Genomic DNA, 12850 nt, shown 5'->3' with positions numbered 1-12850 from the left:
CAGGGAGTCCCCGGTGACCGATTTGTAACTTCGGCCACGTATGATTGGCCGGTCTGCCTACAATGGCTTGGTCCGAATTCAGGATCGCGCCGGCAGGCCGGCCAATACTTTTTGCACACCCGGCAGGGGACGCCTTCACATCCGTCAGGAGTGGACAGCGGTGTGCGCACGCAATCCAGGTTTCAGGGAGCCCAATGAACGCCGTACAGAGGTTCATCAGAAGCAGAGTGCTGCTCTTGACCGCTGCCATTTTGATCGTCGCCATGTGCTTGTCCGTGCTTGTCCAGGGCCAGTCGCAGGCAGCCCTGAACCGGACCGTGGACCAGAATTCCAGGGGACTGTATGACATCCTGGTCCGGGCCAAGGCCGGCTCGGGTGCGCTCATGCAGCCGGAAATTGCCAACGGCCAGGGCGGCATCGGCTTTGACCAGCTGGACAGCATCCGGGAGCTGAGCGGAACGTCCATCGCAGCCCCCATCAGCCTGGTCTCCCGCGTCACCCAGAACCTCGAGGCGCCGCGCCTTGACGCCATGGACTACCTGGGATTCAACGCCGGACTCGTGGGAACAGCAACCGCCGACCAGCCCGGTGGCACTGACCCGAGCAAATGGCCGGCAGCCGAATCCGTGCTGTCGGATACGGCCAAGAGCTACCGCCTCACCGCCAGCGCCGTGAGCTCGGACGGCGTCTCCGAGCGCACACTGTTCAAGTCCACCGCTGAAGGCGCGTTGGGCAAGGCCAAGCTTGTTGAAGAGCAGGTTGCCGGCGGGAAAAACGTCCGCATCGCGGGACCCGCCGATGAGACCGGCATCAAGTTCCCTGCCCCGGCCGGCGGCTCCGAACACAACCTCTTCAACCTTTCCGTGGCGTTGCCGCTGGCGCCGGAGGTGACCGAGTCGGTCGTCGCCGTCGATCCCGTTTCCGAGCGCGCACTGCTCGGTACCGCCGGCGACTTCCTGGCCCCCCTTGAAAAAGCACCGCCCGCGGATGCCCGCAACGCCGGGGCAGTCGGCCGCCATTTCGAGAGTCTGTTCACCACCGGCATCAGCACCAAGGAGCTCGAGGAAGGACCTGATTTCCTCGGCGTCAAACTCAAGTACTGGGCGCCACTGATGACGCAGTACCAGCAGGCCAAGCGCGACGGGAAGCTGACTGATGATTCGCAGGCCATCCCGCTGATCGTCCGCTCAGGCACCTCCCTGGACCTGAAATACACGGTCAAGGTCGAGGAAATCGACGCTTCGGGCAAGGTTGTCAAGGACGTCGGGACGGTGTCCCGCTCGCTGGGCAAGGACTACCTGCCGTTTGTGTCCAAGTCACCGTTCGCGCTGTCCTGGCCGGGATCCACCGACTACTCCCAGCTGCTCGGCAACGCCGGCAACTTCAGCCAAGGGCTCTACAATCCCGCCACCTGGAGCACAGACTTCGCCTCCGCTCCCAAATATACCGACGGTTCCACTGCCGGCAACGGCGCCGTGGACAAGACCGCCACTCCGGGCGACTGGGTGACCGTTAACCGGCTGCCGGAGAAGACCGCCGGCGGAGCCCCGGTCGACCAGACCCAGCGTGAGCCCGTGGACGAACGCTCCTACCGGGAAAATCTCGAAACGGGCAAGAAGCTTGCCGCCCCGCTGGCCATGGTTTACGGAACCTTCGATCCCGCAGCCGTAAAGGAAGCGGCCGGTGACGTCAACAGGCTCCCGCTGGGCGGCTACGACCCCTCGCCGCTGACGATCACCAAGGATGCCGCCGGAAAGGACGTTCCGGCCGCGGAGCTCAAGCCGTCACTGAGCGCCACCGGGCTGGCCAGCCAGTCTGCCGGCGCCATCACTGACTACTACGGTCTGGCTGCTGCCCGCGGTTATGAGAAGAACGCCTCCGTGATCGACGCCGTCCGCGTGAAGGCCAAAGCGCCCGGCAGCTGGAAGCAGGTTCAGCCCGAGGTTGAAAAGCTGGCCGGCGAGATCCGGGACATGGGCCTGGAAGCCACCATCGTGGCCGGTTCCGCCCGCGAAGACGCCAACATCTTCGTGCCGGGATATTCCAAGGACGACGCCGGCAAGGAGTCCGCGCTGGGCACCGTCAAGCAGTCGTGGGTCCGCCAGAATGCCGCGGATGCCGTATCCGGTTCACTCACCGGCACCAACCTCACGCTGCTTTTCCTGACACTCTGCGGCGCCGCCCTGCTGACCGGCGCATCAACAGTGAGCTACATCCGGCAGCGGAAACGCGAGGCGGGCACCTTGCGTGCCATGGGCTGGACCCAGCGCCGGATCCGGTCCTGGGTGCTCGAGGAGTTCGCCGTCGGAGCAGGTTTGCTGGCAGTGGCCGGCACTGCGCTGAGCCTGCTTAGCTGGAACGTGGCCACGGTCATCGTCTCCGCCTCGGTCCTTACCCTGTACCTCGCGGCCGCTTACTTCGCCGCCCAGCAGCTGCGCCACCGCGAGATCGTGGACCAGGAACCGCAGCATGACGAACGGCTCGTCGCCGTGGATTCCCCGCTCACTTTTGCCAACCGGCAGCTCAGCACCAACAAGTTCAATACCATTTCCCTGGCCGTGGCAGTCGGTGTGTTCGGCGCAGCCGTGGGCGGCCTGATCGCCCTCCTCATCGACATACCCCGGGCGGCCGGCTCCAGTGCACTGAGCGGTCTGGCGGCAGCCAGCATCGCGCTGCCAAGCATCGTCCTGGCTCTCTCGGGTGTAGCAGTGGGGCTGGTCCTGACCCTGGTTACCGGGCGCTTTGAGCTCCGAGCCAAACGCCAGTACCTCGGCACTCTCGAGGCCATGGGCTGGAACCCGGACATGCTGGGCCAGGTCCGGCTCTTCGAAAACGCGCTGGTAGGCACGGTGGCCTTGCCGCTGGGTGTGCTTGGTGCCCTGGGCATCGGCCTGCTGCTTGCCCCCTATGCCGCACTGTGGGCCGGCCTGGCCGGCCTCCTGGCTGTACTTTGCTGGATTCCGATTGCAACGAAAGTGGTCCAATGACTAACGAGCTGAACCTTCGCCGGAGTCGCGGGAGTGAGGCCGGCGACGCTGAACTCCAGACCCGCGCCAACACCATCGTCAAGGCTGCAGACCACGAGACTCCCCTCGAGCTGAGCAACATCACCATCCGCTACGGCGGCGGCAAGGGCGGCTCCGAGGCCGTCAGCGTGGTGGACGGTTTCAACCTGACCCTCCACGCGGGCGAGATGCACTGCGTGGCCGGCCGAAGCGGTTCCGGCAAGACCAGCATCCTGACGGTGGGAGCAGGACTCACGCTGCCGACGTCGGGCCGGGTTTTCTGGGAAGGCCAGTCGCTGGAAAGCATGGCCGACGACGAAATCGCCGACCGCCGTCGTGCGTTGATCGGCTACGTGGACCAGGGCGGGGCGCTGATCGACGGCATGAGCGCGCTTGAGAACGTCCTTCTTCCGGCAGTCCCTGACGGTGAAGTGGACCAGCGCCGCGACATGGCCAAGGATCTCCTGGATCTTGTAGGCCTGGGTCGCCGCATGCGGCACCGTCCGGCGCAGCTGTCCGGCGGTGAGCGTCAGCGTGTGGCGATCGCCCGTGCCCTGATCCTGGGCACCCGCGTGCTGGTGGTGGATGAGCCCACCGCCAGCCTTGACCGCACCTCGGCCAACCGCATCATCAGCATCCTCAAGGACACAACGTCCGATGGAATTGCCGTGCTCGTGGCTTCACATGACCACGAACTGGTCCGCCAGAGCGATACCCTGACCGAACTGATCTAGATTTACCCTAGGGCTGCGCAGTTTTTCACCTGAGGCTGCGCGGGCCGGATCAGTCATCCCTCCGCACTAAAGGCAACGTTCCTCCAGTGACTTCTTCAGAAAAGCCCCCGTTCTACATCACCACGGCCATCAGCTACCCCAACGGCCTGCCGCATATCGGCCACGCGTACGAGGGGATCGCCGCTGATGCCATGGCGCGCTTCAAACGTCTCGATGGTTACGATGTGTTCTTCATGCGCGGCACCGATGAGCACGGGCTGAAGATGCAGCAGTCGGCTGAAAAGGAAGGCCTCACGGCCAAGGAACTGGCGGACCGCAATGCCGCCGAGTTCAAGCAGATGGATCAGGATCTGGGCATCTCCTTTGACCGTTTCATCCGCACCACGGATGCGGACCACTACGCAGCTTCCCAGGCCATCTGGAAGAGGATGGAAGCCAACGGCGACATCTACCTGTCAAAGTACGAGGGCTGGTACTCCGTCCGTGACGAGGCCTACTACGTCGAGGATGACACGGTGCTGAAGGAGGACGGCGTCCGGTACTCCCGCGAATCGGATACCGAGGTGACCTGGACGACGGAAGAAAGCTACTTCTTCAAGCTGTCGGCCTACCAGGACAAACTGCTGGCACTCTATGAGGCACAGCCGGAATTCGGTGCCCCGCAGTCCCGCTTCAACGAGGTCATCAGCTTCGTCAAACGCGGCCTGGAGGATCTGTCCATCAGCCGCACCACCTTCAAGTGGGGTGTTCCGGTCCCGGGCGACGAAAACCACGTGATGTACGTGTGGGTGGATGCCCTCACCAACTACCTCACCGGCACCGGCTTCCCTGACGTCGAGTCCGAGTCCTTTAAGAAGTACTGGCCTGCGGACGTCCATGTGATCGGCAAGGACATTTCCCGCTTCCACGCCATCTACTGGCCCGCCTTCCTGATGAGCGCCGGCCTGGAGCTGCCCAGGCGGGTCATGATCCACGGCTTCCTGACCAACAACGGCGTCAAGATGTCCAAGTCGCTCGGCAACGTGGTGGCGCCGGCGGACTTCGTGGCACAGTACGGCCTGGACCAGGTGCGCTTCTTCTTCCTGCGTGAAGTGCCGTTCGGCGCCGACGGCAGCTACAACCACGAGGCAATCGTGGGCCGGATGAACTCGGATCTCGCCAACAACTTCGGAAACCTGGCGCAGCGTTCACTCTCCATGGTGGCGAAGAACTGCGAGGGCCGTGTGCCTGCCCCTGGTGGGTTCACATCCGGGGACACCGCGCTGCTGGCCCAGGCAAACGGCCTGCTGGAGCTCTCACGCGCGGCGTTCGAGAAGCAGGAATTCAGCCGCGCCCTCGAAGCGATCTGGGGCGTGCTGGGGGACACCAACGCCTACTTCGCGGAGCAGGCCCCTTGGGTGCTGCGGAAGACCGACGTCGAGCGCATGAACACGGTGCTTTACGTGACCCTGGAGGTCGTGCGGATTGTCGCCATCCTGGCGCAGCCGGTGATGCCCACCGCGTCCGCCGCGCTGCTGGAGACACTCGGCCAGCCGGAAGGTGAAGCCCGTCAGTTTGCGGCAATCCCGACGCCGGTTGTTGCGGGAACGGTGCTGCCCGCACCCGCCCCCGTGTTCCCCAAGTATGAGGAACCCGCCGACGCCTGATCACCTCCTGTGAGATTCGGTGCCAGGTGAGATGTTTCGGGCCCTATCCGGTGGTGCGGCTTCCATGCAAGCATGGGGGCTCAGCGAAAATGCACCGTGAGGGGACTCGATGAAATCCAACGAACTGCTGCTGGATGCCTTCGGCCGGATCCGTGACACCGCGGCCGCCACTCTTGAAGGGGTCGACGACGAGGCTCTGGTCCGTCGGCCCGCGGGCAACGGAAACTCGATTGCGTGGCTGATCTGGCACCTCAGCCGGGTAGAGGACGCGCAGCTCGCCTCCGCCGCCGGCCTCGAACAGGTCTGGACCTCGCAGGGGTTTGCCGGCCGTTTCGACCTGCCGCTGCCCGAACGGGACACCGGCTACGGCCATTCGACCGGTAAGGTCGACGCGGTGCAGGCCCCGCCGGAGCTGCTGCTCGAATACTACGACGCCGTTCACCGGCAGACCGTGGAGTCTCTGAAAACCCTCGGCGACGAGGACTTCGACCGCATCGTGGACAACCGCTGGGACCCGCCGGTCACTCTCGGGGTGCGACTGGTCAGCACTATTGCCGATTGCCTCCAGCACGTGGGGCAGTCCGCGTACGCCAAGGGCTTGAACCCTGCGCACGCGCACGGTTAGTGGAGTATGCAAGCTTAGTTTTTACGGGTACAGACACTCCGACAGCCTTCGCAGCGCCCCGCACCGGCAACTAGGTCGGAATCTCACACCGCCGCTTCAAATGCTCCCTCGGCCTTCTCCCGAAAGCTGAGGGGGCATTTGTGTTAGCCTGCGGAAGGCCAGGCCAGGGTGCGTTCGGTCAGGCGGTGGCGAGGCCCTCCACCGGACTCCACCGCGCAGGCGCCGGGCGGGCATCACCGAGGCCAGAAGCCCCGCGATAACGGCTACACCGAAGACCCCCAGCAGCTGGAGCCAGGGCACGGCGGGGGCTACGTCGGCCAGACTTCCAAGCGCAGACTTCGCGCCGAGCCAGCCGTAGGTGATCCCCAGGACGGAGCCCAGAACGGCTGCCACGCCGGCCACCAGCACAGCCTCTATGGCCAGCATGCCCCGCAGCTGGCCCCGTGTCAGTCCCAACGCCCGCAACAGGGAGTTCTCGCGGGTGCGCTCAAGTACTGAGAGCGACAGCGTGTTGGCCACCCCGATCAGCGCAATCACCACGGCCACCCCGAGCAGACCGGTCACCACCAGCAGGAGAACGTCGATGATCTGGTTGAACGTGGCCCTTTCGATCGCAGCCCCGCTCACGGAAGCCTCCGGAACCGACAGCGCACCGGCCACGGCTTTCTGGATGCCGCGGACCTGATCGCCGGACAGGCCATCGTCCAGCTTGATCCAGAGGGCGCTGCCCTGCCGGCCCGCCTGCCGGCCCGCCTGCCGGCCCGCCTGCTGGGCCGCCGGATTCAGGGCCTCCGCCGAACTGCTTTCGATCAGCGGAGGCATGTTCCGGGTCTTGAGCACCACTGGGGCCAGCTCCTTGCTGCCCGCTGCGGAAGTGACGGTAGCCTCCGTCTCCGGTGAATCCTCGGGGAGGTAGATCTTCCCGGGCTCCGGCCGCAGGGTTTTGTCCCGCAGCACGGACGCCGCCTCGCCCGCAGCGAGCGAGTAAACGGGCGTATCCTGGCCGCCGAGGCTGACGGTTCCCGCTGCCGGCAGCAGGGCTGCGGCAGCAACGCCGTCGAGCGCCCGCACCGCATCCCGCTGGGCTGCGGTCAGGGGGGACGCGCCCGTCGCCCCGTCAGTCTTCCCGTCAGTTGTCCCGGCGGAGGCCCCGCGGGACGTCCCGCCGGATGCAGCGGAGACGGCCACGTCCACCGGGTAGTTCTGCGCGAGCAGCTGGTCGAAGGCGAGCCTGGAGGTGGCAGCTCCTGTCATCATCAGCGCCACCAGCGTGACGCCGATCAGCAGTGCCGCGGCTGTAACTGACGTGCGCGCCGGGTTGCGGATGGCATTGACGGCAGCGAGCCTGCCAGGCACTCCGGCCGGCGCCGCCAGTTTGCCGGCGAGCGCCACGAGGCGCGGCACAAACAGGGTGGCGCAGAGCAGCACCCCCACAAAGGACAGCGCCCCGCCGGCAAAGGCGAACGGCAGCTGGTTTGCCATGGCCCCGGGCACCAGCACCCCGGCACCCAGCCCCAGGGCCAGCAGGCCAAGGACCAGACGGACCCGCCCCCTGGAGTTGCCGACGGTTGCGTCGTCGGCAGGACGCAGCGCAGCGAGCGGCGCAACCGCTGTGGCTGCGCGTGCCGGAACCAGGGCGGCAACAACGGTCAGGAGGGTCCCCACAACCAGCCCGGCGATTATTGCCGACGGCGGTATGGCCACGGTGGCGAACGTCATGTCGGGATGGGCCCGGGCCCAGCCGATCAGCGCGGTCATCAGCCCCGTTCCGGCCAGCACCCCGAGTACAGAGGAAACCAGGCCCACAATAAGGGCCTCCGCCAGGACAGAGGCACGGATCTGGGACCGCCCGGCGCCCAGGCACCGGAGGAGGGCGAGCTCACGGGTGCGCTGGGCCACCAGGACAGAGAAGGTGTTGCTGACCACCAGGGCAGACACCACCAGGGCCACTGCCGCGAAGGCCAGCAGAATCAGCGTCAGCTCATCCTTGCCGGAGCCCATCTGGGCCACCTGGTGGGTGACCTGCTCGGTCGCTGTGCGCACCACGGCGTCGCTGGCACCTGCCGTGTGCAGTGTTCCGTCGAGTGCTGCCTTCGCCTGGCCCGCGTCTGTGCCCCGGGCCAGGGACACCTGGATGCTGTCGAACCCGGGGGAGCCCGGACCGGATGCCCCGGATACCGGCGGCCCGGCCACCAGCGCACCGGACGCCAGCGCACTGACGGCCGGCGTCTGCGCGAGCAGCTGCGGCAGTGCGGCGGCGAAGGGATCGTTGCTGGGCCGGAGCAGTCCGGAGACGGTCATCGCAACGGTTGTGGCGCCGTCGCCGGTGGTGAGTGTCAGCTTATTGCCGGCTGCCAGGCCGTAGCGCGTGGCTGTGTTCACGTCCACGGCCACCTCGCTGGCGGTGGCCGGGTATCGGCCGCTCGCAAGTTTGGACGGCTCCAGGGCCTCGGGCGCGAGGTTCCGCACCTGGCCGTGGATCTGCTCGCCGCGGACGGTGAAACCGGCGAAGGCGGACTGCTGGGCGTAGGCCTGGGCAACACCCTGCGACGACGACACGGCGGCGAATGCCGCCTGGCCCAGCGGGTCCGTGCCCGGCGTGGCGACGAGATCGGCCTTGCTGTATGCCTCGCCAACGCTCGCCCCGAGGGAAGCCTGGGTGCTGGCCCCCAACATCAGCGTGGTGGACAGGAAGGCAACGGAGAGCATGACCGCCAGGCCAACGGCGATGAACCGCCTGGCGTGGGTGTTGAGCTGGGACAATGCAACGCGCAGCATGCTCAGGCCCCCGGCTTGCCGAGGGCGCTGAGTACCGACTCGGTGGTAGGGTCCCGGATTTCGCCCACCAGGTTGCCGTCGCTCATCAGCACCACCCGGTCCGCATAGCTGGCGGCAACGGGGTCGTGGGTGACCATGATGATGGTCTGGCCCATTTCCTGGCTGCTGCGCCGGAGCAGCGCCAGGACTTCCCCGCCGGCCTTGGAATCGAGGTTGCCGGTGGGCTCGTCGCCGAAGATCACATCCGGCCGGGTCAGGAGGGCGCGCGCCACGGCCACCCGCTGCTGCTGGCCGCCGGACAGTTCGTGCGGGCGGTGGGAGAGCCGGTCCTGCAGCCCGAGTGTGGTCACCACATAGTCCAGCCAGGCGGTATCGGTTCTGGTGCCGGACAATGCCAGCGGAAGCGTGATGTTCTGTTCGGCCGTCAGTGTGGGAACCAGATTGAAGGCCTGGAACACAAAGCCGACGCGCTCGCGGCGCAGGATGGTGAGCTGTTTGTCGTTCAGCGCGGTGATGTCCGTTCCGCCCACCACAATCCGGCCGGAATCGGCGGTGTCCAGCCCGGCCAGGCAGTGCATCAGGGTGGATTTACCGGAGCCGGAAGGGCCCATGATGGCGGTGAAGCGGCCGGATTCGAAGCTCACGCTGACGTCCCGGAGGGCTGTCACCCGGGTTTCGGCACGGCCGTAGCCCTTGGAGAGTGAGAAGGCCTCGACGGCGGCGTCACCGGCGGGGCGGTCCTCGCCGGCGGGGTGGGGGAGTTGCACGGAAGTTGTCATGTTTCCACGCTATGGGGGCGGGGGTGCCGCCCGGATCCAGCCTGGGGCTGGTTCTCCCGGGGCTGCTCTCATACCGGGGGCTGAGAACGCTGCCACACCGGAGATCACCGTCAGAACCCGGGCGTCACCACTCCGGTCTCATAGGCGATGACCACAATCCGCACCCGGTCCCGGGCTCCCAGCTTCGCCAGAATGTGCCCCACATGCGTCTTGACCGTGGCTTCGGACAGGAACAGCCCGGCCGCAATCTCCGGATTCGACTGCCCCTGGGCAATCAGCTCAAACACTTCGCGCTCGCGGGCTGTGAGACGTTCGACGGCGGCGCTGTGCTCCGCCTGTTCCGGCCCCGGCGTGCGCAGCAGCGGTGCAACGTGTTCCAGCAGTCTCTTGGTGGTGGACGGAGCGATGACGGCATCGCCGCGGTGCACCGTCCGGATCGCCTCCAGCAGCTCTTCCGGCGGCGCGTCCTTGAGGAGGAACCCGCTGGCTCCGGCCTGGATGGCGGCGAGGGCATATTCGTCCAGATCAAACGTGGTCAGGACAACAATCTTGATGTCAGCTCGGCGCGAGCCGGCCGGGGCCGCGGCAGCCTGCTCCAGCAGCCGGCGGGTTGCCTCGATCCCGTCCATGCCGGGCATCCGGACATCCATCAGGACGACGTCGGCGGCGGTGGCGTTGAGGGACCGGATGGCCTCGATCCCGTTTCCGGCTTCAACCACCACCTCCAGGTCCGGCTGGGAGTTGATGAGCATCCCGAAGCCGGAACGGACCAGGCGCTGGTCATCAACCAGGGCCACTCGGATGGGTTCTCCGGACATTGCTCAGGCCTCCGTGTAGGGGATGAAGGCGGAGACGTGGAAGCCTCCGCCGGCGGCCGGGCCGGCCGCCAAGGAACCATCGTAGAGGCTGATCCGCTCGCGCATGCCGCGCAGCCCGTTGCCCCCGCCGGGTGAGGCATCAGCGGAGGCTCCCCGTCCGTCGTCGTGCACGTCCAGCCGGAGGCCGCGGAGCTCCCACGTCAGCGACGCCGTTGCCCGCGCTTTGGGGCCCGCGTGCTTGAGTACATTGGTGAGAGCCTCCTGGAACATCCGGTAGGCGGTGAGTTCGGCGCCGGCCGGAAGCGTCCGCCTGGCGGTGCCGGTCTGTTCGAAGCGGAGCTGGAGACCGGAGGCCCGGAAACCCAGAAAGAGCTCGTCCAGATCGTCGAGGCCCGGCAGGGGCCGCGTCGAGGCCTGGTCATCGCGCCGTAAAACGCCCAGCAGGCGCCGCATCTCGCTGAGCGAACTCCGCCCTGTGGCGGCAATGGTGGCGAGCGTTTCCGTCGCCACCGCCGGGTTGGCGGCGGCGGCGTACCGCGCGCCGTCGGCCTGGGTGATGATCACGGACAGGGAGTGCGCCACGATGTCGTGCATTTCGCGGGCAATGTGTGACCGTTCGTCGGCCGCGGCGAGCGATCTCTCCTGCTGATGTTCGACTTCCAGGCGCCGTGTCCGGTCCTCGAGTGCCTGAAGCTGCAGGCGCCGCACGCGGGTGAGGTCGCCCAGGGTCCAGCTGAAGAGCACCAGCATCCAGATCAGCACCGTATACAGGGCGCCGATGGTCAGGCCCAGCACCCCGGTTGCCGTGGTGCCGCTGTAGTTGCGGGTGGTGAGCATGATGCCGCCCACCAGGCCCAGGACCAGTACGGTGCGGCTCGCCCACGCCGGGCCGTAGGCCGCAACGGCGTAGATGACCAGGGGTACGGCAAGCTGTCCGGCAACAGGGTCCAGCGCAAACGCCCACTGGAGCAGGCACACGGCGGTGATCACTGCGGCCGCATATACCGGACGGGTGCGGCGCCAGGCCAGGGGGAGCAGGAGCCCGCAGGATACAAAAAACAACCCGGGCCGGCCGGCATACAGGTACACCGGTCCGAACAGGACCAGGAGTAAGCACATGGCCACGAGGTCCACTTTGAACGGGTTGTTCCTGAACCAGGTGTATAGCGCATGCCGTCTGTCCACGGTGAAACTCTAGTTCGTGCCCGGGTTGAAGGGCATCATGCCGTGGGCTGACTTCCAGGGCTCACGTGAAGTGTTCGGATAATGAGACAACTTGACCAGCATGTGGATTCCTTGGCTACGCTGAAAGCATGAGCGCATCCACGATTAACCTCGCCGTCATCCCCGGCGACGGCATTGGACCCGAGGTCATCGCCGAAGCCCTGAAGATCCTGGAAAAGGTGCTGGCTGACCGCGGCGTCACCCTGGAACAGACCCACTACAAGCTCGGCGCCCAGCACTGGCTTGAGACCGGCGAGACCCTTCCTGACGAGGTGCTGGCTGATCTGCGCACCCGGGACGCCATCCTGTTCGGCGCCGTCGGCGCTGCTCCCGGTGATACCCGGATCCCGTCCGGCATCATCGAGCGCGAGATGCTGCTCAAACTCCGCTTCAGCCTGGACCACTTCGTCAACCTGCGCCCGTCCCGCCTGTACGGCGGCGTGGGCAGCCCGCTGGCCAACCCCGGTGTCATTGATTTCATTGTGGTCCGCGAAGGGACCGAGGGCCCCTATGTGGGAAACGGCGGCACCCTGCGCGGCGGCACACGCCATGAAGTGGCCACGGAAGTCTCGCTCAACACAGCCCACGGGGTGGAGCGTGTGGTGCGCGATGCCTTCCGCCGCGCCAGCGAACGGCCCCGCAAACACCTCACGCTGGTGCACAAGCACAACGTCCTGGTGTTCGCCGGCCACCTGTGGAAGCGCACCGTTGAAGCCGTGGCGAAGGAGTTCCCCGAGGTCAGCCACGACTACCTGCACATCGATGCAGCCACCATCTTCATGGTCACCGACCCCTCGCGCTTCGACGTGATCGTCACGGACAACCTCTTCGGCGACATCCTCACAGACCTCGCCGCCGCCATCACCGGCGGCATCGGGCTTGCGGCATCGGGCAACATCAACATGGACCGCACGGCCCCGTCCATGTTCGAGCCTGTCCATGGTTCCGCACCGGATATCGCGGGCCAGCAGAAGGCGGATCCGACGGCGGCAATCCTGTCCGCAGCGCTGCTGCTGGACCACCTCGGCTACACCGAGGCGGCCCGGCGGATCGAAACCGCGGTGATCGCCGACGTCGAAAACCGCGACGGCGGCGCGCGCAGCACCAGCGCGGTGGGCGATGCCATTGCGGCCGCTCTTTAGGGACTGATCTCGAGGGACGTGCTTCGGGCGTAAGCTTGTTTTGAATCACCAAAATGCTGCCGTGGTCCGACGCTGAACCACGTTCACACACCAGGCAGC

General features: G+C 66.4%; 9 protein-coding genes. 5 read left to right on the top strand and 4 right to left on the bottom strand.

All coding sequences use genetic code 11. From position 1 onward, the window contains the following. Window positions 1–194: 194 nt before the first annotated feature. The 4 genes from V3C33_10835 (at window position 195) to V3C33_10820 (ending at window position 6010) form a co-directional block, all read left to right on the top strand. On the top strand, window positions 195–2987 hold the full coding sequence (locus V3C33_10835) for an FtsX-like permease family protein (GenBank protein XAS66011.1): 2793 nt from the start codon (window positions 195–197) through the stop codon (window positions 2985–2987). Continuing rightward, window positions 2984–3739: an ATP-binding cassette domain-containing protein gene (locus V3C33_10830; protein XAS66010.1), complete on the top strand. Its 756-nt coding sequence runs from the start codon at window positions 2984–2986 to the stop codon at window positions 3737–3739. Before V3C33_10835 ends, V3C33_10830 begins: the two co-directional genes overlap by 4 nt. Window positions 3740–3825: 86 nt before the next feature. Further along, window positions 3826–5385, top strand: a complete 1560-nt coding sequence (gene metG, locus V3C33_10825) for a methionine--tRNA ligase (protein ID XAS66009.1) — start codon at window positions 3826–3828, stop codon at window positions 5383–5385. 109 nt (window positions 5386–5494) lie between these two features. Continuing rightward, window positions 5495–6010: a DinB family protein gene (locus V3C33_10820; GenBank protein ID XAS66008.1), complete on the top strand. Its 516-nt coding sequence runs from the start codon at window positions 5495–5497 to the stop codon at window positions 6008–6010. A 96-nt stretch (window positions 6011–6106) separates the two neighbouring features. Here the strand turns inward: V3C33_10820 and V3C33_10815 are convergent, their stop codons facing one another. The 4 genes from V3C33_10815 to V3C33_10800 all read right to left on the bottom strand — a co-directional run bounded on the left by V3C33_10815 (window position 6107) and on the right by V3C33_10800 (window position 11570). Beyond that, a complete protein-coding gene (locus tag V3C33_10815; GenBank protein ID XAS66007.1) occupies window positions 6107–8788 on the bottom strand; it encodes an ABC transporter permease in 2682 nt (893 codons plus the stop codon). A gap of 2 nt (window positions 8789–8790) precedes the next feature. Continuing rightward, window positions 8791–9567: an ABC transporter ATP-binding protein gene (locus V3C33_10810; protein ID XAS66006.1), complete on the bottom strand. Its 777-nt coding sequence runs from the start codon at window positions 9565–9567 to the stop codon at window positions 8791–8793. Between the two features lie 110 nt (window positions 9568–9677). Continuing rightward, on the bottom strand, window positions 9678–10385 hold the full coding sequence (locus tag V3C33_10805) for a response regulator transcription factor (GenBank protein ID XAS66005.1): 708 nt from the start codon (window positions 10383–10385) through the stop codon (window positions 9678–9680). Between the two features lie 3 nt (window positions 10386–10388). Continuing rightward, window positions 10389–11570, bottom strand: a complete 1182-nt coding sequence (locus V3C33_10800; GenBank protein XAS66004.1) for a histidine kinase — start codon at window positions 11568–11570, stop codon at window positions 10389–10391. A gap of 128 nt (window positions 11571–11698) precedes the next feature. On the opposite strand from V3C33_10800, the gene V3C33_10795 reads away from it, so the two are divergent. Continuing rightward, window positions 11699–12751: a 3-isopropylmalate dehydrogenase gene (locus V3C33_10795; GenBank protein ID XAS66003.1), complete on the top strand. Its 1053-nt coding sequence runs from the start codon at window positions 11699–11701 to the stop codon at window positions 12749–12751. Window positions 12752–12850 lie beyond the last annotated feature (99 nt).

The organism is Micrococcaceae bacterium Sec5.7, assembly GCA_039636785.1.
GTDB lineage: Bacteria > Actinomycetota > Actinomycetes > Actinomycetales > Micrococcaceae > Arthrobacter.
The sequence above is the reverse complement of the archived record's forward strand: the minus strand, read 5'-3'. Positions and strand labels throughout refer to the sequence as shown.

Coding starts and splice junctions, on each gene's coding strand:
- V3C33_10835 (XAS66011.1), top strand. CDS start 195: ATGAACGCCGTACAGAGGTTCATCAGAAGCAGAGTGCTGCTCTTGACC.
- V3C33_10830 (XAS66010.1), top strand. CDS start 2,984: ATGACTAACGAGCTGAACCTTCGCCGGAGTCGCGGGAGTGAGGCCGGC.
- V3C33_10820 (XAS66008.1), top strand. CDS start 5,495: ATGAAATCCAACGAACTGCTGCTGGATGCCTTCGGCCGGATCCGTGAC.
- V3C33_10815 (XAS66007.1), bottom strand. CDS start 8,788: ATGCTGCGCGTTGCATTGTCCCAGCTCAACACCCACGCCAGGCGGTTC.
- V3C33_10810 (XAS66006.1), bottom strand. CDS start 9,567: ATGACAACTTCCGTGCAACTCCCCCACCCCGCCGGCGAGGACCGCCCC.
- V3C33_10805 (XAS66005.1), bottom strand. CDS start 10,385: ATGTCCGGAGAACCCATCCGAGTGGCCCTGGTTGATGACCAGCGCCTG.
- V3C33_10795 (XAS66003.1), top strand. CDS start 11,699: ATGAGCGCATCCACGATTAACCTCGCCGTCATCCCCGGCGACGGCATT.